20 protein-coding genes are annotated in these 23,541 nt (G+C 61.8%); 16 read left to right on the top strand and 4 right to left on the bottom strand.

From position 1 onward, the window contains the following. Nucleotides 1–18: 18 nt before the first annotated feature. On the top strand, nucleotides 19–180 hold the full coding sequence (locus tag TU82_RS28855; RefSeq protein ID WP_164485100.1) for a hypothetical protein: 162 nt from the start codon (nucleotides 19–21) through the stop codon (nucleotides 178–180). On the opposite strand, the gene TU82_RS03335 is transcribed toward TU82_RS28855, so the two are convergent. Beyond that, nucleotides 177–587 carry a PA0061/PA0062 family lipoprotein gene (locus tag TU82_RS03335; RefSeq protein WP_057721689.1) on the bottom strand — a complete coding sequence of 137 codons (411 nt, stop codon included), beginning with the start codon at nucleotides 585–587 and terminating at the stop codon, nucleotides 177–179. The two genes, TU82_RS28855 and TU82_RS03335, sit on opposite strands and share 4 nt — an antisense overlap. Before the next feature lie 205 nt (nucleotides 588–792). On the opposite strand from TU82_RS03335, the gene TU82_RS03330 reads away from it, so the two are divergent. The 4 genes from TU82_RS03330 (at nucleotide 793) to TU82_RS03315 (ending at nucleotide 7,240) form a co-directional block, all read left to right on the top strand. Continuing rightward, nucleotides 793–4,014: an efflux RND transporter permease subunit gene (locus TU82_RS03330; protein WP_057721688.1), complete on the top strand. Its 3,222-nt coding sequence runs from the start codon at nucleotides 793–795 to the stop codon at nucleotides 4,012–4,014. Then, entirely contained in the window at nucleotides 4,004–5,173 is a 1,170-nt protein-coding gene (locus TU82_RS03325; protein ID WP_057721687.1) for an efflux RND transporter periplasmic adaptor subunit, read from the top strand. The genes TU82_RS03330 and TU82_RS03325 overlap by 11 nt, the downstream gene beginning before the upstream one ends. Continuing rightward, on the top strand, nucleotides 5,157–6,575 hold the full coding sequence (locus TU82_RS03320) for an efflux transporter outer membrane subunit (RefSeq protein WP_057721686.1): 1,419 nt from the start codon (nucleotides 5,157–5,159) through the stop codon (nucleotides 6,573–6,575). Before TU82_RS03325 ends, TU82_RS03320 begins: the two co-directional genes overlap by 17 nt. A gap of 206 nt (nucleotides 6,576–6,781) precedes the next feature. Then, a complete protein-coding gene (locus TU82_RS03315; RefSeq protein WP_057721685.1) occupies nucleotides 6,782–7,240 on the top strand; it encodes an REP-associated tyrosine transposase in 459 nt (152 codons plus the stop codon). Between the two features lie 124 nt (nucleotides 7,241–7,364). Here the strand turns inward: TU82_RS03315 and TU82_RS03310 are convergent, their stop codons facing one another. Further along, nucleotides 7,365–8,648 carry a Zn-dependent hydrolase gene (locus TU82_RS03310; protein ID WP_057721684.1) on the bottom strand — a complete coding sequence of 428 codons (1,284 nt, stop codon included), beginning with the start codon at nucleotides 8,646–8,648 and terminating at the stop codon, nucleotides 7,365–7,367. Nucleotides 8,649–8,802: 154 nt separating this feature from the next. Beyond that, entirely contained in the window at nucleotides 8,803–10,290 is a 1,488-nt protein-coding gene (locus TU82_RS03305; RefSeq protein WP_057721683.1) for an NCS1 family nucleobase:cation symporter-1, read from the bottom strand. 602 nt (nucleotides 10,291–10,892) lie between these two features. Between TU82_RS03305 and hydA the strand changes: the two genes are divergently transcribed. The 3 genes from hydA (at nucleotide 10,893) to preA (ending at nucleotide 15,113) form a co-directional block, all read left to right on the top strand. Further along, nucleotides 10,893–12,332, top strand: a complete 1,440-nt coding sequence (gene hydA / locus TU82_RS03300) for a dihydropyrimidinase (protein ID WP_057721682.1) — start codon at nucleotides 10,893–10,895, stop codon at nucleotides 12,330–12,332. A 139-nt stretch (nucleotides 12,333–12,471) separates the two neighbouring features. Then, entirely contained in the window at nucleotides 12,472–13,839 is a 1,368-nt protein-coding gene (locus TU82_RS03295) for an NAD(P)-dependent oxidoreductase (RefSeq protein ID WP_057721681.1), read from the top strand. Next, nucleotides 13,839–15,113, top strand: coding sequence for an NAD-dependent dihydropyrimidine dehydrogenase subunit PreA (gene preA / locus TU82_RS03290; protein WP_057721680.1), 1,275 nt, complete (start codon nucleotides 13,839–13,841; stop codon nucleotides 15,111–15,113). Before TU82_RS03295 ends, preA begins: the two co-directional genes overlap by 1 nt. A gap of 104 nt (nucleotides 15,114–15,217) precedes the next feature. Here the strand turns inward: preA and TU82_RS03285 are convergent, their stop codons facing one another. After that, nucleotides 15,218–15,838 carry a TetR/AcrR family transcriptional regulator gene (locus TU82_RS03285; protein WP_057721679.1) on the bottom strand — a complete coding sequence of 207 codons (621 nt, stop codon included), beginning with the start codon at nucleotides 15,836–15,838 and terminating at the stop codon, nucleotides 15,218–15,220. A gap of 116 nt (nucleotides 15,839–15,954) precedes the next feature. On the opposite strand from TU82_RS03285, the gene copC reads away from it, so the two are divergent. The 8 genes from copC (at nucleotide 15,955) to TU82_RS03245 (ending at nucleotide 23,538) form a co-directional block, all read left to right on the top strand. Further along, on the top strand, nucleotides 15,955–16,320 hold the full coding sequence (gene copC, locus TU82_RS03280) for a copper homeostasis periplasmic binding protein CopC (RefSeq protein WP_057721678.1): 366 nt from the start codon (nucleotides 15,955–15,957) through the stop codon (nucleotides 16,318–16,320). Between the two features lie 3 nt (nucleotides 16,321–16,323). Then, nucleotides 16,324–17,181 carry a copper homeostasis membrane protein CopD gene (copD, locus tag TU82_RS03275; RefSeq protein WP_057721677.1) on the top strand — a complete coding sequence of 286 codons (858 nt, stop codon included), beginning with the start codon at nucleotides 16,324–16,326 and terminating at the stop codon, nucleotides 17,179–17,181. Between the two features lie 263 nt (nucleotides 17,182–17,444). Then, the gene (locus TU82_RS03270; protein WP_057721676.1) at nucleotides 17,445–18,707 is read left to right on the top strand and encodes an OprD family porin; all 1,263 of its coding nucleotides are present in this window, start codon (nucleotides 17,445–17,447) and stop codon (nucleotides 18,705–18,707) included. A 222-nt stretch (nucleotides 18,708–18,929) separates the two neighbouring features. Then, nucleotides 18,930–19,745, top strand: a complete 816-nt coding sequence (locus TU82_RS03265; RefSeq protein WP_057721675.1) for an NAD-dependent epimerase/dehydratase family protein — start codon at nucleotides 18,930–18,932, stop codon at nucleotides 19,743–19,745. A gap of 30 nt (nucleotides 19,746–19,775) precedes the next feature. Beyond that, nucleotides 19,776–20,651 (top strand): SMP-30/gluconolactonase/LRE family protein, encoded by an 876-nt coding sequence (locus TU82_RS03260; protein ID WP_057721674.1) that lies wholly within the window; start codon nucleotides 19,776–19,778, stop codon nucleotides 20,649–20,651. A 51-nt stretch (nucleotides 20,652–20,702) separates the two neighbouring features. Further along, nucleotides 20,703–21,665, top strand: coding sequence for a TRAP transporter substrate-binding protein (locus tag TU82_RS03255; RefSeq protein ID WP_057721673.1), 963 nt, complete (start codon nucleotides 20,703–20,705; stop codon nucleotides 21,663–21,665). 63 nt (nucleotides 21,666–21,728) lie between these two features. Beyond that, a complete protein-coding gene (locus tag TU82_RS03250) occupies nucleotides 21,729–22,256 on the top strand; it encodes a TRAP transporter small permease (protein WP_057721672.1) in 528 nt (175 codons plus the stop codon). 1 nt (nucleotide 22,257) lies between these two features. Beyond that, the gene (locus TU82_RS03245) at nucleotides 22,258–23,538 is read left to right on the top strand and encodes a TRAP transporter large permease (protein ID WP_057721671.1); all 1,281 of its coding nucleotides are present in this window, start codon (nucleotides 22,258–22,260) and stop codon (nucleotides 23,536–23,538) included. Nucleotides 23,539–23,541: the final 3 nt, after the last annotated feature.

Here is a 23,541-nt window from a genome sequence, read left to right as displayed (position 1 = left end):
GGGTGAAGGGAGGCCTGAATGAGCCTTGCAACGACGATTTTCCTGTTGATCTGCGGTTGGCTGGCGGTGGCCGCCGCCATGTTGTGGGGGGTCATGCGCGTGACGCGCCGGCATCATCACCCCCACGTCAAACCCGCTGCGCCGGCCAAGCCGAACAAGGCGACGGCGCACCATGCCTAGCCGGGCATGCAATTGAAGTCTTGCGTGGCGGCGACTTCCTTGCCGTGCCCATCCTTGAGCGCTGCGCGCACGGTAGTGCCCAGGCTCGACTCCTCCAGGGTGTAATGCTCACCCGCCTTGAAATGCTTGTACTCGACCCGGCCCTGGCAGTCCTGCTGGTTATCGTCGCCGGGCTCTTCCTCGAACAGCGTCACGTCCAGGCGATGGTCCCCGGGGCTTACTTCAAAGTAGCGCCCGTCATCCACGCGCTGGCCGTCGACGCGCTCGGCCAGAAGGTCATTCGGCGCTTCCTCCTTCAAGCCGATCCAGGCTTGGCTCGGGTCGGCCTTGGGGATCGGACCGGCACATGCCGACAGCAATACAACAGCCGCAAGGGTGGGAATCAACAACAGGGTTCTCGGTGACATGGCAGGGCTCCAAAGCACATCGGTAAAAAAGCGTATTCGATGGCTGGCAAGCTTGAAGAGCCGCCGTTTGTAGAACAAATGAATACAAATGAAAGGATCTTCAGCCGTTACCTAAATCTTCCTTCACCTGGCTGAAAGGTGCGTGTTAGTTGGGTCGGGCAAGACTGCCGGGGTTTGCAATCCTGTTTTTTTCGGAGACTCACGCATGCTCGGGCTGGTAAAGACCGCACTGCACAAGCCGTACACGTTTATCGTGCTGGCCATATTCATCTGCATCATCGGGCCCATGGCGGCCCTGCGTACGCCCACGGATGTGTTCCCCGATATCGGTATTCCGGTGGTCGCCGTGGTCTGGCAATACAACGGCCTGTCGCCGGACGCCATGGCCGGGCGGGTGATCTACACCTACGAACGCTCCCTGAGCACGACCGTCAACGACATCGAACATATCGAATCGCAATCCCTGCCGGGCATGGGCATCGTCAAGATCTTCTTCCAGCCCGGCGTGGATATCCGCACCGCCAACGCCCAGGTCACGGCGGTGTCACAGACCGTGCTCAAGCAGATGCCACCGGGCATTACTCCACCGCTGATTCTAAATTACAGCGCCTCTACAGTACCGATCCTGCAAATGGCGTTCTCCAGCCCGAGCCTGTCGGAAGCCAGGATCCGCGACCTGGTGCAGAACAATATCCGCCTGCCGCTGAGCGCCCTGCCCGGCCTGGCGATGCCCACGCCAATGGGCGGCAAGCAGCGCCAGATCACCCTGGACCTCGATCCCCAGGCCCTGGCGGCCAAGGGTTTGTCGGCCCAGGACGTGGGCAACGCCCTGGCGCTGCAGAACCAGATCATCCCGGTGGGCACCGCCAAGCTCGGCCCCAACGAATACACGATCCTGCTGAACAACAGCCCCAAGGCCATCGATGAGCTCAATGATTTGCCGATCAAGAACGTCGACGGCGCGATTATCACCATCGGCCAAGTGGCCCACGTGCGGGACGGCTCGCCACCGCAGACCAATATCGTGCGCGTCGACGGCCACCGCGCGGTACTGATGCCGGCGTTGAAGAACGGCAGTATCTCTACGCTCTCGATCATCGACGGCATCCGCCAGATGCTGCCGCGCATCAACGAAACCCTGCCGCCGTCGCTGAAGACCTCACTGCTGGGCGACGCCTCGGTGTTCGTCAAACAGTCGGTAGGCAGCGTGGCCCAGGAAGGCATCATCGCCGCCCTGCTGACCAGCGCGATGATCCTGCTGTTTCTCGGCAGCTGGCGCTCGACGCTGATCATCGCCGCGTCGATTCCGCTGGCGGTGCTGTCGGCCATCGCGCTGCTGGCGGTCAGCGGACAAACCCTGAATGTGATGACCCTGGGCGGGCTGGCACTGGCGGTGGGCATTCTGGTGGACGACGCCACAGTGACCATCGAGAACATCAACTGGCACCTGGAACAAGGCAAGGCGGTGAAGACCGCGATCCTCGACGGTGCCGCACAAATCGTCGGCCCGGCGTTCGTCTCGCTGCTGTGCATCTGCATCGTGTTCGTGCCGATGTTCCTGCTGCAAGGCATCGCCGGGTACCTGTTCCGGCCGATGGCGCTGGCGGTGATCTTCGCCATGGCCAGCTCGTTCATTCTCTCGCGCACCCTGGTGCCGACCCTGGCGATGTTTCTGCTCAAGCCCCACGTACCGGAGCAAGGCCTGGGGCATCATCCGGAAGATCCATTCATCAACCACCACGAGGGCGAACAGCACCGCAAGCCGCGCCATGCCGTGCTGCAAGGGGTACTGAATTTCCAGCAGGGGTTCGAACGGCATTTCTCGAACATCCGCGACACTTACCATGGCCTGCTGATGCTCGCGCTCGGCGCGCGCAAGCGCTTTATCGTCGGTTTTCTCGCCTGCGTGCTGGCCTCGTTCGTGTTGCTGCCGAGCCTGGGCCAGGATTTTTTCCCGGCCACCGATGCCGGCGCACTGGCGCTGCATGTGCGCCTGCCGCTGGGTACGCGTATCGAGGAAAGCGCCGCCGCGTTCGACCGCATCGAAGCGCGGATTCGCGAGGTGATCCCGGCGCAGGAGCTGGACACGGTCGTCGACAACATCGGCATCCCGCTCAGCGGCATCGACATGGCCTACAGCAGCAGCGGCACCATCGGCCCGCAGGACGGCGATATCCAGGTCACGCTGAAAAAGGACCACGCGCCCACCGCCGATTACGTGAAACGACTGCGTGAAGCCCTGCCGCAAAGCTTCCCCGGCAGCCATTTTGCGTTCCTGCCGGCGGACATCAGCAGCCAGATCCTCAACTTCGGCGCGCCGGCACCGCTGGACGTCAAGATTTCCGGGCGCAACGATGCAGAAAACCGCGCCTATGCCGTGGAACTCGAACGGCGCCTGCAACACGTCCCCGGCATCGCCGACCTGCGGATCCAGCAGTCCACCGGTTACCCGTCGCTGCAAGTGAATGTGGACCGCCTGCGCGCCAATGGCCTGGGCATCACCGAAAAAGACGTGACCAACAGCATGGTCGCCTCCCTCGCCGGCAGCTCCCAGGTGGCGCCCACGTTCTGGCTGAATCCGGCCAATGGCGTGTCCTACTCGATCGTGGCCGCTACGCCGCAATACCGCCTCGACAGCCTGCCCTCGCTGGAAGCACTGCCGGTAACCGGGGCCGATGGCCAGTCCCAGATCCTCGGCGGCGTGGCGACTATTTCGCGGGTACAAAGCCCGGCGGTGGTGACCCACTACAACATCGAACCCACCCTGGACCTGTATGCCAACGTGCAGGGCCGCGACCTCGGCGGCGTCGCACGCGATGTGCAAAAAGTCCTGGATGACACGGCGTCCATGCGTCCCAAAGGCGCAACGATCAGCCTGCACGGGCAGATCGATGCGTTGCACGAGGCGTTCAGCGGCTTGAGCTTCGGCCTGCTCGGCGCCGTGGTGCTGATCTACCTGCTGATCGTGGTCAACTTCCAATCCTGGGCCGACCCCTTTGTGATCATCACCGCGTTGCCCGCGGCACTGGCGGGGATCGTGTGGATGCTGTTCCTCAGCGGCACCTCGTTGTCGGTGCCGGCCCTGACCGGCGCGATCTTGTGCATGGGCGTGGCCACCGCCAACTCGATCCTGGTGGTGAGCTTCTGTCGTGAACGCCTGGCCGAACATGGCGATGCCTTGAAAGCGGCGATGGAGGCCGGTTACACGCGCTTTCGCCCGGTGTGCATGACCGCCCTGGCGATGATCATCGGCATGCTGCCCCTGGCGCTGTCCGAGGAGCAGAACGCGCCACTGGGCCGCGCCGTGATCGGCGGCCTGATTTTCGCCACCATCGCCACTTTGTTGTTTGTTCCCGTGGTCTTCAGCCTGGTCCACGGTCGTCACCCTACTCGCGCTATTGCTGGAGAAACGTCCCATGTCGTCTGATCAAAAACCCTCGCGCAAGCGTCTGATGCTCATGGGTGTCGGCGGCCTGACCCTGGCCGCCCTGTTGGTCGCCAACGGCTTGCATGCCCGCACGCTGCATGAACAATCGGTGACCGCCTGGACTGAAACCGCGGCCATTCCCCAGGTGATGGTGTTCCAGCCCGAACAGAATGCCGCTGGCGATACGCTGCGTTTGCCGGCGCACCTGGAGGCCTGGAGCAAGGCGCCGATCCATGCGCGGGTCAGCGGCTATTTGAAAGACTGGAAAGTCGATATCGGCAGCCAGGTCCAGGCCGGGCAAATCCTCGCGCAAATCGACAGCCCGGACCTTGACCAGCAACTGGCGCAAACCCACGCCCACCTGGTCCAGGAACAGGCGAATGCGCGCCTGGCCGCCACCACCGCAACGCGCTGGCAAAACCTGTTGACCAGCCATTCCGTGTCGCGCCAGGAAGCCGATGAGAAAGCCTCGGATGCCGCCGCCGCCAAAGCCAATGCCCAGGCGGCCGCCGCCGACTATGCGCGGCTGTGCGCACTGGAAAGCTACAAGACCCTGCGCGCGCCCTTCGCCGGCACCATCACCGCGCGCAACACCGACATCGGCCAGTTGATCAAGGCCGACACCGACAGCGATCCGGAGCTGTTCAGCCTTGCCGACACGCACCAATTGCGCCTGTACGTGCCGGTGCCACAGAACTACGCGGCGGTAATCCACCCAGGCCTGGAAGCCGAGCTGACGGTGCCCGAACATCCGGGCGAGCACTTCAAGGCGCGCCTGATCGGCGACTCCACGGCTATCGACCGACGCTCCGGCACCCTGCTCGCGCAGTTCGTCGTCGACAACCCGAACGGTGAACTGCTGCCCGGCGACTATGCCGAAGCGACCTTGCCGATTCCGGCGGACACCCACGGTGTGAGCATCCCGGCCAGCGCGTTGATCTTCCGCGCCCAGGGCACCCAGGTCGCGGTACTGGACGGGCACAACCATGTGCACCTGCAAGCCATTCATATCGGCCTGGACCTGGGCGAGCGCCTGGTGATCGACCAGGGCCTGAAACCCGCCGACCGCATCATCGACAACCCGCCCGATGCCCTGCGCGAAGGCGACCCGGTCCAACTGGCCGATGCCACCGGGGGTGCCCATGCGCCCAAGGCTTAACCCGTTTGCGGCATTGATGCTGCTGGCCTTGCAAGGCTGCTCCATGGCGCCCGCCTATCAAGTGCCGTCGGTTGACCTGCCGGCGGGCTATCGCGAACAGACCAGCGATGGCCCATGGCACAGCGCGCAGCCGTCCGACCCATTGGCGCCGCAGTGGTGGAAGCTGTACAACGACCCAACGCTCGATGCGCTGCAACAGCAACTGCTCAAGGCCAACCCGGACCTGGCCGCGGCGCTGGCGCATTTCGATGCGTCCCAGGCATATGCCAGCCAGTTGCATGCGGGACTGTTCCCGCAGATCACCGCCAGCGCCCAGCCGTTGCGCCAGCGCCAGTCGGATTCGAGGCCGTTGCGCGGCACGACGCAACCGTCGGTGTACAACAGCGACACCGCCGGATTCTCGTTGAGCTACGAGCTGGACCTGTGGGGCAGGATCCGCAACCAGGTCGCGGCCGGCGATGCCCAGGCCCAGGCATCCGGGGATGACCTGGCCGTGGCGCGCCTGAGCCTGCAACGCCAGTTGGCAACGCTGTATGTGCAGCTCAACGGGCTGGATGCGCAGAGCCGGATTCTCACGCACTCGCTGGAGGATTTCAGCCAGGCATTGCAACTTACCCGCAGCCGTTATGAAGGCCAGATCGCGTCGGAACTGGACCTCACCCGTGCGCAAAATCAACTGGCCGAGGCCAAGGCGCAGCTGGATGAAGTACGCGGGCAGCGCAACCTGACCGAGCATGCCATCGGCGAATTGGTCGGCGTGGCGGCCAGCACTTTTTCATTGCCGCCCAGCCCGCAGTTGATGGCCTTGCCAGGGATTCCATCGCAGCTGCCGAGCCTCCTGCTGCAACGTCGCCCGGATATCGCAGCGGCGGAACGACGAGTGTTCGCAGCCAATGCCTCTATCGGCGTGGCCAAGGCGGCGTGGTATCCGGACTTCAGCCTGACGGGGTTGATTGGCGGCCAGACGCAGGGCGTGGGCAATCTGCTTTCAGCGGGCAATCGCTATTGGGCGCTGGGGCCGCTGATGAACCTGCCCATCCTTGATGGCGGGCGCTTGAGTGCCAACGAACGCCAGGCCAAGGCCGAGTTTGAAGAAGCGTCCGCGCAGTACCGCAGCCAGGTCTTGAAAGCCGTGCGCGAGGTGGAAGACAACCTTGCACAACTGCGCGACTTGCAGCAGCAGGCCCAGGATGAACAGGCCGCGGCGCATGCGGCGCAGCACACTCAAGCGCTGGCGATGAACAGCTATGAGGCGGGAGCCGTGAGTTATCTGGATGTGGTCACCGCGCAGACGGCGGCCTTGCAGGCGCAGAGGACGTTGCAGGCAGTGCAGACGCGGCAGTTGCAGGCGAGCGTGGGGTTGGTGACGGCGTTGGGGGGTGGATGGCAACCCGGCGCCTGAGGCTGTGATTGAAACCCCAATCGGGGGCAAGCCCCCTCCCACACTGGTTCCGCGCCAGACACACAATGTATGAACCGAGCTGAGCCCCTGTGGGAGGGGGCTTGCCCCCGATAGCGGCCCTCCAGACACATCCTGCCAAAAGCCTGTCCGCCGACCTCTTGCTCGGCGACCTAGCCTCTCCAGACACTTGTTGAGAGGGCCAGGGAATGGCAGATTTACCCGCGTCACACCGCCTGCGCATCGGACGTTTCAGCGAACCCAACCGTATCTACCTCATCACCACCAACACTCACGAACGCATACCGATATTCAACAATTTCCATCTCGGTCGCCTGGTGGTCTGGCAGTTTCGGATCGCTCAGCACCAAGGGCTGGCAAACTCCCTGGCATGGGTCATCATGCCCGACCATTTCCACTGGATCATCGAGTTGAAAAAAGGCTCGCTGGCAAACCTGATGTGCCAGGTAAAATCCAGGAGTACACGAACCGTCAACGGCACCGCTGGACGCAAAGGCCGGCTATGGCAGGAAAGCTTCCACGACCGGGCGCTGCGCAAAGAGGATGACCTTGTGAAAATGGCCCGCTATGTAGTGGCCAATCCATTGCGGGCAGGGTTGGTCGAGCGGATTGGCGATTACCCCTTGTGGGATGCCATTTGGGTCTAACGTCCAATACAGTTCAAATGTGGGAGGGGGCTTGCCCCCGATAGCGGTGGGTCATTCAATAAATCTGGTGACTGATACACCGCCATCGGGGGCAAGCCCTCTCCCACATTCTTTTTACCGCATTTCAGGCCGCGAGCTTGCCGCTGGCGATGGCTGCTGAAGCCGCTAACATCGCCCTCAACAACACCGCACACCCCGCCGCCAGGTCATCCGGCGCGGCATTCTCGATTTCGTTGTGGCTGATGCCACCCTCACACGGCACAAAGATCATCCCCGCCGGGCCCAGCTCGGCGACGAAAATCGCGTCGTGCCCTGCCCCGCTGACAATGTCCATGTTCGACAGTCCCAGGCCATTGGCCGCATCGCGCACGGCATCCACACAGCCCGGGTCGAAATACAGCGGCGGGAAGTCGGCGGTGGGTTCCAGTTCAAAGCTCAACCCATGTTTGGCGCAGGTGTCATCGATCACCTTGCGCACCTGGGCAATCATCGAATCCAGGCGCGCCGGCTCCAGGTGACGAAAATCCAGGGTCATGCGCACTTCACCAGGAATCACATTGCGCGAACCGGGATACGCCTGCAGGCAACCCACGGTCCCGCAGGCATGCGGCTGGTGCTGCAATGCCGCTGCATTTACTGCGGCGACCACCGCGGCGGCGCCCACCAGCGCATCCTTGCGAAGGTGCATCGGCGTCGGTCCGGCGTGCGCTTCCACGCCTCGCAGCTTCAGGTCGAACCACTTCTGCCCGAGGGCTCCGAGCACCACGCCGATGGTTTTTTTCTCATCCTCGAGAATCGGCCCCTGCTCGATATGCGCCTCGAAATAAGCGCCGACTGTGTGCCCGCTCTCAGGGCGCGTGCCTGCATAACCGATGGCGTTCAGCGCTTCGCCGACCGAGACGCCGTCCGCATCCACCTTGGCCAGGGTATCGGCCAGGGTGAATTTCTTGGCGAACACCCCGGAGCCCATCATGCACGGTGGAAAACGCGAGCCTTCTTCGTTGGTCCACACCACCACCTCCAGTGGCGCCTCGGTTTCGAGCTTGAGGTCGTTGAGGGTGCGCAGTACTTCCACACCAGCCAACACACCGAAGCAACCATCGAACTTGCCCCCAGTGGGCTGGGTGTCGATATGGCTGCCGGTCATCACCGGCGGCAGGTCGGGATTGCGCCCTGGGCGTCGGGCGAAAATATTACCGATGCCGTCGACGGTCACCGTGCAACCGGCCTCCTCGCACCACTGCACGAACAGGTCGCGGGCCTTGCGGTCGAGGTCGGTGAGGGCCAGGCGGCACACCCCGCCCTTGGGGGTGGCGCCGAGTTTGGCCAGGTCCATCAGCGACTGCCATAACCGGTCGCGGTTGATGTGCTGATGGGTCGATTGCAGAACGTCGAGGGCAGCGTTCATGGGGGGATCTCCTCAGGCTTGAATTGACACGATTCCAACAGTGAAAACTGGTCAACATGTGGGAGGGGGCTTGCCCCCGATAGCGGTGGTTCAGTTACAGGTGATTGACACACTGCAATCGGGGGCAAGCCCCCTCCCACATTTTTGACCGTGTTCACATAGATGATTTGGCTGCGACTGGCGTGATCGCGCGCCTGGCATTCAGCGCGTAATACAGCACCCCACCCAACGCCGAGCCGGTAAACCAGCCATAGCTGTAGAACCAGCTGAACGCGTCGCTGCCCAGGGACAGCAAGGTCAGCACCACCGGCACGCCGAACGCGATAAAACCGCTGATGTTCCAGGCCGGGTACACGTCGTCACGGTAGAGTCCCGCCAGATCCAGCTGCTGCCTGCGGGTGATGAAATAGTCCACCACCATGATCCCGGCAATCGGCCCCAACAGGCTGGAATAGCCGAGCAACCAGTTGGAATACACCGTCTCCAGGCTGACGTCCGATACGATCAGCCCGAGTTTTTTCAGCAACTCATGGGCCATCAGCGCCAACCCCACCAGACCGGTCAGAATCACCGCCGTGGTGCGGTTGATCAGCTTGGGCGCGATGTTCTGAAAATCATTGGTGGGCGAAACAATGTTCGCCGCCGTGTTGGTCGACAAGGTGGCGATGATGATCAGCGCCATGGCAATGGCGACCCACACCGGGCTCTGGATATGCCCGATCAGGGTGACCGGGTCGGACACGCTGACCCCCACCAGTTTCACCGAGGCGGCGGTCATGATCACGCCCAGGGCGGCGAACAGGAACATGGTCAGCGGCAGGCCGAAAATCTGCCCGAGGATCTGGTCCTTCTGGCTTTTGGCGTAGCGGCTGAAGTCAGGGATATTCAGCGACAACGTGGCCCAGAACCCCACCATGGCGGTGAGGCCGGCCATGAAGTAACCGGTGAGGCTCGCGCCTTCGGGACGCTTGGGTGGGATCGCCATCAGTTCGCTGATCGATACATTCGGCATCGCCCACACCAGCAAGCCAATGCCCACGGCGACCAGCAACGGCGCCGACAGGGTTTCCAGGCGCTTGATCGACTCGGCGCCACGCAACACCACCCACAGATTCAGGCACCAGAACACCATGAAACCAATCACCTCGCCGGTACCGCCAAGGGACTTCCAGCCCTCGAAAATCGACCCCAGGAACAGGTGAATCGCCAACCCGCCGAACATCGTCTGTATACCAAACCAGCCGCACGCCACCAGCGCCCGGATCAGGCACGGCACATTGGAGCCAAGGATGCCGAACGATGAGCGCAACAGCACCGGAAACGGAATGCCGTACTTCGTACCAGGAAATGCGTTAAGCGTCAGTGGGATGAGCACCACAATGTTGGCCAGCAAAATCGCCATCAGCGCTTCGCCCACCGACAACCCGAAGTACGCGGTGAGCACACCGCCCAGGGTGTAGGTGGGCACACAGATCGACATACCGACCCACAGCGCCGTGATATGCCATGTGCTCCAGGTGCGTTCGTGCACCTTGGTCGGCGCCATGTCGTGGTTGTAGCGCGGGCTGTCGAGGACGTCGGGGCCGGCGTCGAGTTCGTACAGGCCGTTGCGTTCAATGACTTGCGATCTGTTCTGTTGCATGGCCGCTCCACGGTTTTTTTAAAATTATTGTTGCTCACCTGCGCGGTTAAGGCAGGTGGCCGGAGTACCTCGTAGACAACATGACATCTCAGGCCCGGCCAGCCGCCACTGCACTCAATAACCGTGCCGACAACCGCTTCGCGACCCACACTGCATATATAACTGGCTGATGTTAATCAGCTTTATCCGATTACCCGATTGAGTATTCGCAACTTGCCGTGCGACTCAGGCGTGATGACACGGAAGTTGTCCGAACCTTCAGGACTCAATCTGGTGCAACACAATTATTTTTATTTCCCGGCCCCGTCAAGCGCCATCTCTCAAGCGGCTGATTTGCAATAAGAAATGTTGCTCAAATCGGCAACCTGTCAAGTGCGTCAAAATGGTATCCGCTTGCGCCATTTTGGTGAAATTAGATTTTTATGCTTAAAAATCAATAAGTTAGATCAGTAACCAGACTGATAAAAATATTCTTGCCCAATCGAAAAACTCGGGCTAGTTTCTATTCCTGTCACCAATGACAGGAATAAAACCGTTCTCGGTGAACCGTATTACAACACTTAGAACTGGCACAAGCCGGTCAAGCCTGTGAGGAACTCGACATGTCGCTGTTGATCCGTGGCGCCACCGTTATTACCCATGATGAAAGTTACCGCGCCGATGTGTTTTGCGCAGACGGTCTGATACGTGCGATTGGCACAGACCTGGATATTCCCGCCGGCACTGCAACACTCGATGGCAGCGGTCAATACTTGATGCCCGGCGGCATCGATCCCCATACCCATATGCAATTGCCGTTCATGGGCACTGTGGCCAGTGAAGACTTTTTCAGTGGCACGGCGGCGGGTTTGGCCGGTGGTACAACGTCGATCATCGACTTCGTGATTCCCAACCCGCAGCAGTCCCTGATGGAGGCGTTCCACCAATGGCGCGGCTGGGCCGAGAAGTCGGCGTCCGACTACGGCTTTCATGTGGCGATCACCTGGTGGAGCGACCAGGTACGCGAAGAAATGGCCGAACTGGTCAGCCACCACGGCATCAACAGTTTCAAGCATTTCATGGCCTACAAGAACGCGATCATGGCCGCCGACGACACTCTGGTGGCCAGTTTCGAGCGCTGCCTCGAATTGGGCGCGGTACCCACGGTGCATGCGGAAAACGGCGAGCTGGTCTACCACCTGCAACGCAAATTGATGGCCCAGGGCATCACCGGGCCGGAAGCGCATCCGCTGTCGCGTCCTTCCCAGGTGGAGGGCGAAGCGGCCAGCCGTGCGATCCGCATCGCCGAAACCCTCGGCACGCCGTTGTACCTGGTGCACGTCTCCACCCGGGAAGCCTTGGACGAAATCACCTATGCGCGGGGCAAGGGTCAGGCGGTCTACGGCGAAGTGCTCGCCGGCCACTTGCTGCTGGATGACAGCGTCTATCAACACCCCGACTGGCAGACCGCCGCCGGCTACGTGATGAGCCCGCCGTTCCGCCCGCGCGGGCATCAGGAGGCACTCTGGCACGGCTTGCAATCGGGCAACCTGCACACCACCGCCACCGACCACTGCTGCTTCTGCGCCGAGCAAAAGGCCGTCGGGCGTGACGACTTCAGCAAGATCCCCAATGGCACCGCCGGCATCGAAGACCGCATGGCGCTGCTGTGGCACGAAGGCGTCAACACCGGGCGGCTGTCGATGCAGGCATTCGTCGCGCTGACCTCCACCAACACCGCGAAGATCTTCAACCTCTACCCGCGCAAAGGCGCGATTCGCGTGGGCGCCGATGCCGACCTGGTGCTGTGGGACCCTGAGGGCACGCGCACCATTTCCGCCAAGACCCATCATCAGCAGGTCGACTTCAACATCTTCGAAGGCAAGACCGTACGCGGCGTGCCGAGCCACACCATCAGCCAGGGCAAGCTGGTCTGGGCCGATGGCGACCTGCGCGCCGAGCGTGGCGCCGGGCGGTATGTGCAGCGGCCGGCGTACCCGTCGGTGTTCGAGCAGTTGAGCAAGCGGGCAGCGCTGTCCAAGCCAGTGGCTGTGAACCGCTGAGACCGCCATCGGGGGCAAGCCCCCTCCCACATTTGGAATGCATTTCAATGTGGGAGGGGGCTTGCCCCCGATGAGGCCAGTGAAGGCAACAAAAATGCCCACTTAGAGGCAATCCAAAAAAAACCGTGAGGCCACTACCGTGATCCAGACCCTGACCCACCTCCCCCATCCCCGCGAAGACGGCGCCACCCTCGCCAGTCAGTTCACCGATCTGGCACCACCCCTCAACGCCCGCCAGGCCCGACTGGAAGCCTCGCGCTGCCTGTATTGCTACGACGCGCCGTGTGTGAACGCGTGCCCCAGCGACATTGATATCCCATCGTTCATCCGCAATATCCACACCGAAAACGTGCAAGGCGCCGCGCAGACAATTCTCTCGGCCAACATCCTGGGCGGCAGCTGCGCGCGTGTCTGCCCCACGGAGATCCTTTGCCAGCAAGCCTGCGTGCGCAATAACGCCGAAGAATGCGCCCCGGTGCTGATCGGCCTGCTGCAACGCTACGCCGTGGACAACGCCCACTTCAGCGAACACCCGTTCCAGCGCGCCGCGCCCACCGGCAAACGCATCGCCGTGGTCGGTGCAGGGCCTGCCGGCCTGGCGTGTGCCCATCGCGCCGCCTTGCATGGTCATGACGTGGTGATTTTCGAAGCCCGGGAAAAAGCCGGTGGCCTGAATGAATACGGGATCGCCAAGTACAAACTGGTGGACGACTTCGCCCAGAAGGAACTGGATTTCCTCCTGCAAATCGGCGGCATCGAGCTCCGTCACGGCCAGCGCCTGGGTGACAACCTCAGCCTGAGCGAGCTGCACACGCAATTCGATTCGGTGTTTCTCGGCCTCGGCCTGGCGGCCAGCAAACACCTCGGCCTGCCGCACGAGGACGCCCCGGGCGTGCTCGCCGCCACCGACTATATCCGCGAGCTGCGCCAAGCCGATGACCTTACCCAACTGCCGTTGGCCGACCGCTGCATCGTGCTCGGCGCCGGCAACACCGCCATCGACATGGCCGTGCAAATGGCGCGCCTCGGTGCCCGCGACGTCAACCTCGTGTACCGCCGTGGTGTGGCCGACATGGGCGCGACCCGGCATGAGCAGGACATTGCCAAGGCCAATCAGGTACGCCTGTTGACCTGGGCCCAGCCCGAAGCAGTCCTGCTTGACGACAAAGGCCATGTACGCGGCATGCGCTTTGCCCGCACGCACATGGAAAACGGGCGCCTGCAGCCCACCGGCGAAACCTTCGAACTGGCTGCCGACGCCATCTTCAAGGCCATCGGCCAGGGTTTTGACAACGCAGCGCTGCACGACCCGCTGGCCCGGCAGCTGCATCGCGTGGGCGAACGCATCTTTGTCGACGAACACCTGCGCACCAGCATTCCCGGCATCTATGCCGGCGGTGATTGTGTCAGTCTCGGCCAGGACCTCACCGTGCAGGCGGTGCAACACGGCAAGCTGGCCGCCGAGGCCATGCATGCCCAACTCATGCTTAACGTGGAGGCCGCGTAATGGCCGATCTGTCGATTGTGTTCGCCGGTATCAAAGCCCCCAACCCGTTCTGGCTGGCCTCCGCTCCCCCCACCGACAAAGCCTACAACGTGGTGCGCGCCTTCGAGGCCGGCTGGGGCGGCGTGGTGTGGAAAACCCTGGGTGAAGACCCGGCGGCGGTCAATGTGTCGTCGCGCTACTCGGCCCACTATGGAGCCAATCGCGAAGTGCTGGGCATCAATAATATAGAGCTGATCACCGACCGTTCCCTTGAGATCAACCTGCGCGAAATCACCCAGGTGAAAAAGGACTGGCCGGATCGCGCACTGATCGTGTCGCTGATGGTGCCCTGTGTCGAAGCGTCATGGAAAAACATCCTGCCGCGGGTGGAGGCCACCGGCTGCGACGGCATCGAGCTGAATTTCGGTTGCCCCCATGGCATGCCCGAACGTGGGATGGGCGCAGCCGTGGGCCAGGTGCCGGAATATGTGGAGCAGGTGACGCGCTGGTGCAAGACCTACTGCTCGCTGCCGGTGATCGTCAAGCTCACGCCGAACATCACCGACATCCGCGTGGCCGCGCGCGCGGCGTATCGCGGCGGCGCGGATGCGGTATCGCTGATCAACACCATCAACTCCATCACCAGCGTCGACCTGGAACGCATGGTCGCCCTGCCCATGGTCGGCACGCAAAGCACCCACGGCGGCTACTGCGGCTCGGCGGTCAAGCCGATTGCCCTGAACATGGTCGCCGAAATCGCCCGTGACCCGCAGACCCAGGGCCTGCCGATCTGCGGTATTGGCGGCATCGGCAACTGGCGTGATGCCGCCGAATTCGTCGCCCTCGGCTGCGGCGCGGTGCAGGTGTGCACGGCGGCGATGCTGCATGGGTTTCGCATCGTTGAAGAAATGAAGGATGGCTTGTCGCGGTGGATGGACAGCCAGGGTTACGCCAGCTTGCACGGGTTTTCCGGACGCGCGGTGGGCAACACCACCGACTGGAAATATCTGGATATCAACTATCAGGTGATCGCGAAGATTGACCAGCAGACGTGCATCGGCTGCGGGCGTTGCCATATCGCCTGCGAGGACACCTCGCACCAGGCCATTGCCAGTTTGAAGCAGGTCGATGGTACGCATAAATACGAGGTGATCGATGACGAGTGTGTGGGTTGCAACCTGTGCCAGATTACCTGTCCGGTGGCCGACTGCATCGAGATGGTGCCGATCGACACGGGCAAGCCGTTTTTGAATTGGACCCAGGATCCGAGGAATCCTTATCGGGAGGCGGTGTAGGCCTTCAGACCGCTATCGGGGGCAAGCCCCCTCCCACATTGGAATGCATTCCAAATGTGGGAGGGGGCTTGCCCCCGATGAGGCCTTCAGCCTCACCACAAGACTCAAGGCTGCAACCCAATCCCGCGCAATATCACCCCGGTCACCGTCTGAATCGCCCGCTCGAACTGCATATCCGACAGCGGCTGGTGATCATTCAAGATATTCACCTGATGATCGAAGTCCGCATAGTGCTGGGTCGACGCCCAGATCATATACAGCAGGCTCGACGGCTCCACCGGCAGGATGCGTTTGTCTTCTACCCAATGGCGAATTTTCGCTTCCTTCATCTTGGCCCAGTCGTACAGGCTTTCATCCAACGCCTCACCGAGGGTCGGCGCGCCATGGATGATTTCATTGGCCCAGACTTTCGAGCCGTAAGGCCGCGTGCGCGAGCGCTGCATCTTGGCGCGAATGTAGCTGCTGAGCACCACGCGCGGGTCATCGAAGGTTTCGAAACTCAGGGCGTCCTGTTTCCACACCTCCAGCAGGTCGAACAGCACCGCGCTGTACAGCTCGCTCTTGGTGGTGAAGTAGTAATGCAGATTCGAGCGCGGCAGTTGCGCCTCTTTGGCGATGTCGGCCATGGCAGTGCTGCCATAGCCTTTTTCAGCGAAGACCTTCTCCGCCGCCAGCAGGATTTTCTCGACGTTGACCCGCCGAATGCCGATCTTGTGATTGCCCATAAGGGCTCCCTGACAACAACACGACCTAGAGACTACCATCGGCTCTAGATCGGGGCGACACGCCGAACCGAAACTTCGTACACTGGCAACTTCTATCCTCTGATTGGTATTGAACAATGTTGATCAAGAAGTCCCTGATATCCTTGGCCCTGCTCGCCTCACTGCTGGGCGCGTCTGCGGCATTTGCCCATGCGCACCTTGAAAGCGCCACGCCAGCCAAAGACAGCAGCGTTACCGCACCGAAGGACCTGCGACTGACGTTCAGCGAAGGCGTCGAGGCGACCTTCACCAAGGTGTCCCTGAGCAAGGACGGCACGGAAATCGCGATCAAGGGCCTTCAAACCCCGGACGCCGACAAGAAAGTCCTGGTGGTGACACCCGCCGCACCGCTCGCGGCCGGCAACTACAAAGTGGTGTGGAACGCGGTGTCGGTCGACACCCACAAGAGCAACGGTGAATACAGCTTCAAGGTCGGCCAATAATTCATGGCAACCCTGCTGGTGCTGTGCCGTTTCGTGCATTTCATCGTTGTGCTGCTGATGTTCGGGGCCTGTGTGTTCAGGCCTGTGCTGCTCGGGGCAGGCGCGCAACCGGCGCTTGACCAGCGCCTGCTGCGCATCACCCGAGGCCTGGCCTGGCTGGGGCTCGGCTCAGGGGTGGCGTGGCTGTTGCTTATCACCGCCAGCATGGCCGGCGGTTGGGACGCGGCACTGCAACCGGCCACCGTCCAGTTGGTGTTGGGCAAGACCTTCTTCGGCCAGGTGTGGGCCTGGCATCTGCTGCTGAACCTGCTGCTGGTGATCGCCCTGATCAAGCCCTTGCCGGCGCTTCGCCTGCCGCTGATCGCGCTGATGCTGGCGACCCTGGCACCGGTGGGCCATGGCGCCATGCTCGATGGCCTCAGCGGACGACTGCTGATTCTCAATCAGGTGGTGCATTTGGCGTGCGTCGGTGCCTGGCTGGGCGGGTTGCTGGTGCTGGTGTTGATTCTCCGGCAGCCACAGCCGCTTGCGCTGCAGCCGATCCTGCGGCGCTTCAGCGGCGTGGGTTACGCCCTGGTAGCCGGCCTGCTGGTGACCGGCCTGGTCAACGTGCGCGTGCTCACCGGCCAACTGTGGCCTACCCCGCTGTTCGAAGGCTTTGCCTTGATTCTGCTGATCAAGGTGCTGCTGGTAGGCGGCATGTTGGTGCTGGCCTTGCTGAATCGGTTGCGCCTGGAACAGTGCGAACAGCGGGTGAGCAGCTTGAAGGCCAGTGTAATGACGGAATGGTTACTAGGTGTTGCAGCGGTGGCGGCGGTATCGCTGTTGGGCACCCTGCCGCCGATGGTCATGGCCGGCTGAAGCTTCATTCAAATGTGGGAGGGGGCTTGCCCCCGATGACGGTGTGTCAGTCAGGATTATTTTCAGCTGATACACCGCTATCGGGGGCAAGCCCCCTCCCACAGTTGACCGTGCCCACTTTTTATCCAGGCATTATCCAGGCCCGGCAGGTCATCCTATAACTTCTGCTTGACACCCCGTTAAAACCTCGTAAATATCCCGCCTAATGTTGTACGACAACGTATGACAAATAATAAAAACAACAAAAGAAAGGGAGCCTCACTGTGAGTCAATTCGCCCGCAATTCCTCCTGTCGCCTCGGTCTCATCAGCCTCGGCAGCCTCGCGTTCACCCTGCCCTTCACGGCCCACGCCGAAGGGTTTGTCGAAGACACGAAAGCCACGCTCAACCTGCGCAATGCCTACTTCAACCGCAACTTCACCAACCCCACCAACCCCCAGGGCAAGGCCGAAGAGTGGACGCAGAACTTCATCCTGGATGCCAAGTCCGGCTACACCCGTGGCACCGTAGGGTTCGGTATTGACGTACTGGGCCTGTACTCGCAGAAGCTCGATGGCGGCAAAGGCACCGCCGGCACCCAGTTGCTGCCGGTGCACGATGATGGTCGCCCGGCCGATAACTTCGGACGCCTGGGCGTGGCGCTGAAAACCAAGTTATCGAAGACTGAACTGAAGGTCGGCGAATGGATGCCGGTACTGCCGATCCTGCGCTCCGATGACGGCCGCTCCCTGCCCCAGACCTTCCGCGGCGGCCAGGTAACGTCCAACGAGATTGCCGGCCTGACCCTCTACGGCGGCCAGTTCCGCGGCAACAGCCCGCGCAACGACGCGAGCATGGAAGACATGTTCATGAACGGCAGAGCCGCGTTCACCTCCGACCGCTTCAACTTCGGCGGCGGCGAATACACGTTCAATGACAAGCGCACCCAGGTCGGCCTGTGGTACGCCGAACTCACCGATATCTACCAGCAGCAGTACCTCAACTTCACCCACAGCCAGCCGATGGGCGACTGGACCCTGGGCGCCAACCTCGGTTTCTTCAACGGCAAGGAAGACGGCAGCGCGCTGGCCGGCGACCTCGATAACAAGACCGCCTTCGCCCTGCTCTCGGCCAGGTACGGCGGCAACACCTTCTACGTCGGCCTGCAAAAACTCACCGGCGACAGCGCGTGGATGCGCATTAACGGCACCAGCGGCGGCACACTGGCCAACGACAGTTACAACGCCAGTTATGACAACGCCAAAGAAAAATCCTGGCAGTTGCGCCACGACTTCAACTTTGTGGTGCTCGGCATTCCCGGCTTGACCATGATGAACCGCTACATCAGCGGCAGTAACGTGCATACCGGCGCAATTACCGATGGCAAGGAATGGGGCCGCGAGTCCGAGCTGGCCTACACCGTGCAAAGCGGTGCGTTGAAGAATTTGAACGTGCGCTGGAGGAACTCGACCATGCGTCGGGATTTCAGCAACAACGAATTCGATGAGAACCGAATCTTTGTGAGTTATCCAATATCCTTGCTTTAAGACAGCAGGTGATCTGAAGGTGCCGCAAAACCCCTGTGGGAGGGGGCTTGCCCCCGATGGCGGTGTATCAGTCACACAGATGTCAGCTGGACCACTGCAATCGGGGGCAAGCCCCCTCCCACATTTGATCTCACTGACTGTAAGGGCGTTGACAACCCAGGGAATCCCTCACACTATTTCCACATAGTCATACGACAACCTACAACAAAAATTGGAATGCCCATGACCACCATCACGCCCACTCCCTTCAACCGCATCCTGCTCACCGGCGCCGCCGGTGGCCTGGGCAAAGTCCTGCGCGAACGCATGCGCCCCTACGCCAAGGTACTGCGCCTGTCGGACATCGCCGACATGGCCCCCGCCGCCGCCCATGAAGAAGTGCAGCCCTGCGATCTTTCCGACAAACACGCCGTGCACCATCTGGTGGAAGGCGTCGATGCGATCCTGCATTTTGGCGGCGTGTCGGTGGAGCGTCCGTTTGAAGAAGTGCTCGGTGCCAACATCAGTGGCGTCTTCCACATCTACGAAGCCGCGCGCCGTCATGGGGTCAAGCGGGTGATTTTCGCCAGCTCCAACCATGTGATCGGCTTCTACAAGCAGGGCGAACAACTCGATGCCCATTCCCCGCGCCGTCCGGACAGCTATTACGGCTTGTCCAAGTCCTATGGCGAAGACATGGCGAGTTTCTACTTTGATCGCTACGGCATCCAGACCGTGAGCATTCGTATCGGCTCGTCGTTCCCGCAACCGCAGAACCGCCGGATGATGCACACCTGGCTGAGCTTCGACGACCTGACCCAGCTGCTCGAACGCGCGCTGTACACCCCAGACGTGGGGCATACCGTGGTCTACGGCATGTCGGATAACCTCGACACCTGGTGGGACAACCGCTACGCCGCGCACCTGGGCTTTGCACCCAAGGACAGCTCCGAAGTGTTCCGCGCCCAGGTCGAGGCCCAGCCGCCGGTGGCGGACGATGACCCGGCCAAAATCTACCAGGGCGGCGCGTTCTGCGCGGCAGGCCCGTTCGGTGACTGAGTTCACGGCAACCCAAGGGAATGAGTGACGATGAGTGCAGAATTGATTGTCGACGCCCGCAACGCCGTGGGCGAATGTCCGGTGTGGGTGCCCGAGGAAAATGCCCTGTACTGGGTGGATATCCCCAACCGCTGCCTGCAGCGCTGGGATGCGGCCACAGGCCAGGTCGCAACGTGGCAAGCCCCTCAGATGCTCGCCTGTATTGCCCGCACTGACGCGGGCAACTGGGTCGCCGGCATGGAGTCCGGTTTTTTCCACCTGAGCCCGCACAACGATGGCAGCCTCGACACCACGCTCCTGGCCGAGGTCAAGCATCCACGCCCGGACATGCGCCTCAACGACGGCCGCTGTGATCGCCAGGGCCGTTTCTGGGCCGGCAGCATGGTGCTGAACATGGGCCTGAACGCCGCCGAAGGCATCTTGTATCGCTACGCAGCCGGCTCGGCGCCCCATGCCCAACTGGACGGTTTCATTACCCTGAACGGCCTGGCCTTCAGCCCCGACGGCCGTACGATGTACGCCTCGGACTCACACCCGCTGGTGCAGCAGATTTGGGCGTTCGACTACGACATTGACACTGGCACACCGTCCAATCGCCGCGTGTTCGTGGACATGCACCAGCACCTTGGCCGCCCAGATGGCGCCGCCGTGGATGCCGATGGCTGCTACTGGATCTGTGCCAACGACGCCGGGCTGGTCCATCGCTTCACACCCGAAGGTCGCCTCGATCGCTCCCTCACCGTCCCGGTGAAGAAACCCACCATGTGCGCCTTCGGCGGCAGTCGTCTGGACACCCTGTACGTCACCTCGATCCGTGACGACCAGAGTGAGCAGTCCCTCTCCGGCGGTGTGTTTGCCCTCAATCCCGGCACCACCGGTTTGCCGGAGCCCACGTTCACCCTCTAGCTGCATCGCTGTGCCTTGAATACAACAATAACAAGACAGGAATGAAACCCTATGGACTTCAAACGCACCTTGCTCGCCGCCACACTCGTCGCCCTCAGCAGCGCCGTCCAGGCGCTGGAAATCAAATTTGCCGACATCCACCCCGCCGGCTACCCCACCGTCGTTGCCGAAGAGAACATGGGCAAGGCCTTGACCAAGGAAAGCAACGGCGAACTGACCTTCAAGTACTTCCCGGGCGGCGTGCTCGGCTCCGAGAAAGAAGTGGTCGAACAGGCCCAGGTCGGCGCCGTGCAGATGACCCGCGTCAGCCTCGGCATCGTCGGCCCGGTGGTGCCCGACGTCAACGTGTTCAACCTGCCCTTCGTGTTCCGTGACCAGGCACACATGCGCAAGGTCATCGACGGCGAAATCGGCGATGAAATCCTCGCCAAGATCACCCACTCCGAGTTCGGCCTGGTCGCCCTGGCCTGGATGGACGGTGGCACGCGCAACCTCTACACCAAGAAACCGGTGCGCAAGATCGAAGACCTCAAGGGCATGAAGATTCGCGTGCAGGGCAACCCGCTGTTCATCGATGCCTTCAACGCGATGGGCGCCAATGGCATCGCCATGGACACCGGCGAAATTTTCAGCGCCTTGCAGACCGGCGTGATAGACGGCGCGGAAAACAACCCGCCGACACTGCTCGAGCACAACCACTACCAGAACGCCAAGTACTACACCCTCACCGAGCATCTGATCCTGCCCGAACCCATCGTGATGTCGAAGATCACCTGGAACAAGCTCACCCCCGCGCAGCAGGACATGGTCAAGAAAGCCGCCAAGGCCGCCCAGGCTGACGAGCGCGTGTTGTGGGACGCCAAGTCCGCCAGCAGTGAAGCCAAGCTCAAGGCCGCCGGTGTCGAGTTCATCACCGTCGACAAAAAGCCCTTCTATGACGCCACCGCACAGGTTCGTGCCAAGTACGGCGCGCCTTACGCCGACATCATCAAGCGTATCGACGCCGTTCAGTAAGCACACTCCCCCCAGCTAGGCCCGGCGCGGTCGACACCGACGCGCCCGGTTACGGTGAACGCCATGAAGAATCTACTGCTGCGCATCAATGACCGCATCTACATGACCTGCATCTGGGTCGCCGGCCTTTCGGTACTCGGGGTCGCACTGATCATTCCCTGGGGCATTTTCGCCCGCTACATCCTCGGCACCGGCTCAAGCTGGCCGGAGCCCACCGCCATCCTGCTGATGCTGGTGTTCACCTTCATCGGCGCCGCCGCCAGCTACCGCGCCGGTGCGCATATGTCGGTGGCCATGGTCACCGACCGCCTGCCTGCCACCCAACGCCGCGTCGTCGGCATTGTTTCGCAACTGCTGATGGGCACCATCTGCCTGTTCATGACGATCTGGGGCGCCAAATTGTGCCTGTCCACCTGGAACCAGTTCATGAGCGCCATCCCTACCCTGCGCGTCGGCATCACCTATATGCCGATCCCGATTGGCGGCTTGCTGACCCTGATCTTCGTGGTGGAAAAACTGCTGCTGGGCGACCAGAGCAACCGGCGCGTGGTGCGCTTCGACCTGGTAGAAGAAAGCGAAGGGGCCGCCTGATATGGACGCATTGATTCTGTTGGGCAGTTTTATCGCCTTGATCCTGATCGGCATGCCGGTGGCCTACGCGCTGGGCTTGTCGGCGCTGATCGGCGCATGGTGGATCGACATCCCGTTCCAGGCCCTGATGATCCAGGTGGCGGGCGGGGTGAACAAGTTTTCGCTGATGGCGATTCCGTTCTTCGTGCTGGCCGGGGCGATCATGGCCGAGGGCGGCATGTCGCGGCGCCTGGTGGCGTTTGCCGGGGTGCTGGTGGGCTTTGTGCGTGGCGGTCTGTCCCTCGTCAATATCATGGCCTCGACCTTTTTCGGCGCGATCTCCGGCTCGTCGGTGGCCGATACCGCGTCGGTCGGTTCGGTGCTGATTCCGGAGATGGAACGCCGGGGTTATCCCCGTGAGTTCGCAACGGCGGTGACGGTCAGCGGCTCGGTGCAGGCGCTGCTGACGCCTCCGAGCCATAACTCGGTGCTCTACTCCCTGGCGGCGGGCGGCACCGTTTCCATCGCCTCGCTGTTCATGGCTGGCGTGGTGCCGGGCCTGTTGATGAGCGCGTGCCTGATGGTGCTGTGCCTGATCTTCGCGAAAAAACGCGACTACCCCAAAGGCGAAGTCATCCCCTTGAAGCAAGCGCTGAAGATCGCCGCCGATGCGCTCTGGGGCCTGATGGCCATGGTGATCATCCTCGGCGGCATCCTCTCGGGTATCTTCACCGCCACCGAATCCGCCGCGATTGCCGTGCTGTGGGCGTTTTTCGTGACCATGTTCATCTACCGCGACTACAAATGGCGCGAGCTGCCCAAGCTGATGCATCGCACGGTGCGCACCATTTCCATCGTGATGATCCTGATCGCCTTCGCCGCCAGCTTCGGCTACATCATGACCCTGATGCAGATCCCGGCGAAGATCACCACGCTGTTCCTGACCCTGTCGGACAACCGCTACGTGATCCTGATGTGCATCAACGTCATGCTGCTGTTGCTCGGCACGGTGATGGACATGGCGCCGCTGATCCTGATCCTCACGCCGATTTTGCTGCCGGTGGTGCTGGGTATTGGTGTGGACCCGGTGCACTTCGGCATGATCATGCTGGTGAACCTCGGGATAGGCCTGATCACCCCGCCGGTGGGCGCGGTGTTGTTCGTGGGCGCGGCGGTGGGCAAGGTCAGCATCGAGAAGACCGTGAAGGCGCTGCTGCCTTTTTATGCGGTGCTGTTTCTGGTGCTGATTGCGGTGACCTACATTCCGGCACTGTCGCTGTGGTTGCCAAGCGTGGTGTTGTAAATC

The organism is Pseudomonas orientalis, from assembly GCF_001439815.1.
Lineage (GTDB): Bacteria > Pseudomonadota > Gammaproteobacteria > Pseudomonadales > Pseudomonadaceae > Aquipseudomonas > Aquipseudomonas orientalis.
This window is presented reverse-complemented; position numbering and strand designations above follow the sequence as displayed.

Excerpts from the sequence above, each read along its gene's own strand:
- TU82_RS28855 (WP_164485100.1), top strand. The coding sequence starts at position 19 with ATGAGCCTTGCAACGACGATTTTCCTGTTGATCTGCGGTTGGCTGGCG.
- TU82_RS03335 (WP_057721689.1), bottom strand. The coding sequence starts at position 587 with ATGTCACCGAGAACCCTGTTGTTGATTCCCACCCTTGCGGCTGTTGTA.
- TU82_RS03330 (WP_057721688.1), top strand. The coding sequence starts at position 793 with ATGCTCGGGCTGGTAAAGACCGCACTGCACAAGCCGTACACGTTTATC.
- TU82_RS03325 (WP_057721687.1), top strand. The coding sequence starts at position 4,004 with ATGTCGTCTGATCAAAAACCCTCGCGCAAGCGTCTGATGCTCATGGGT.
- TU82_RS03320 (WP_057721686.1), top strand. The coding sequence starts at position 5,157 with ATGCGCCCAAGGCTTAACCCGTTTGCGGCATTGATGCTGCTGGCCTTG.
- TU82_RS03315 (WP_057721685.1), top strand. The coding sequence starts at position 6,782 with ATGGCAGATTTACCCGCGTCACACCGCCTGCGCATCGGACGTTTCAGC.
- TU82_RS03310 (WP_057721684.1), bottom strand. The coding sequence starts at position 8,648 with ATGAACGCTGCCCTCGACGTTCTGCAATCGACCCATCAGCACATCAAC.
- TU82_RS03305 (WP_057721683.1), bottom strand. The coding sequence starts at position 10,290 with ATGCAACAGAACAGATCGCAAGTCATTGAACGCAACGGCCTGTACGAA.
- hydA (WP_057721682.1), top strand. The coding sequence starts at position 10,893 with ATGTCGCTGTTGATCCGTGGCGCCACCGTTATTACCCATGATGAAAGT.
- preA (WP_057721680.1), top strand. The coding sequence starts at position 13,839 with ATGGCCGATCTGTCGATTGTGTTCGCCGGTATCAAAGCCCCCAACCCG.
- TU82_RS03285 (WP_057721679.1), bottom strand. The coding sequence starts at position 15,838 with ATGGGCAATCACAAGATCGGCATTCGGCGGGTCAACGTCGAGAAAATC.
- copC (WP_057721678.1), top strand. The coding sequence starts at position 15,955 with ATGTTGATCAAGAAGTCCCTGATATCCTTGGCCCTGCTCGCCTCACTG.
- copD (WP_057721677.1), top strand. The coding sequence starts at position 16,324 with ATGGCAACCCTGCTGGTGCTGTGCCGTTTCGTGCATTTCATCGTTGTG.
- TU82_RS03265 (WP_057721675.1), top strand. The coding sequence starts at position 18,930 with ATGACCACCATCACGCCCACTCCCTTCAACCGCATCCTGCTCACCGGC.
- TU82_RS03260 (WP_057721674.1), top strand. The coding sequence starts at position 19,776 with ATGAGTGCAGAATTGATTGTCGACGCCCGCAACGCCGTGGGCGAATGT.
- TU82_RS03255 (WP_057721673.1), top strand. The coding sequence starts at position 20,703 with ATGGACTTCAAACGCACCTTGCTCGCCGCCACACTCGTCGCCCTCAGC.
- TU82_RS03250 (WP_057721672.1), top strand. The coding sequence starts at position 21,729 with ATGAAGAATCTACTGCTGCGCATCAATGACCGCATCTACATGACCTGC.
- TU82_RS03245 (WP_057721671.1), top strand. The coding sequence starts at position 22,258 with ATGGACGCATTGATTCTGTTGGGCAGTTTTATCGCCTTGATCCTGATC.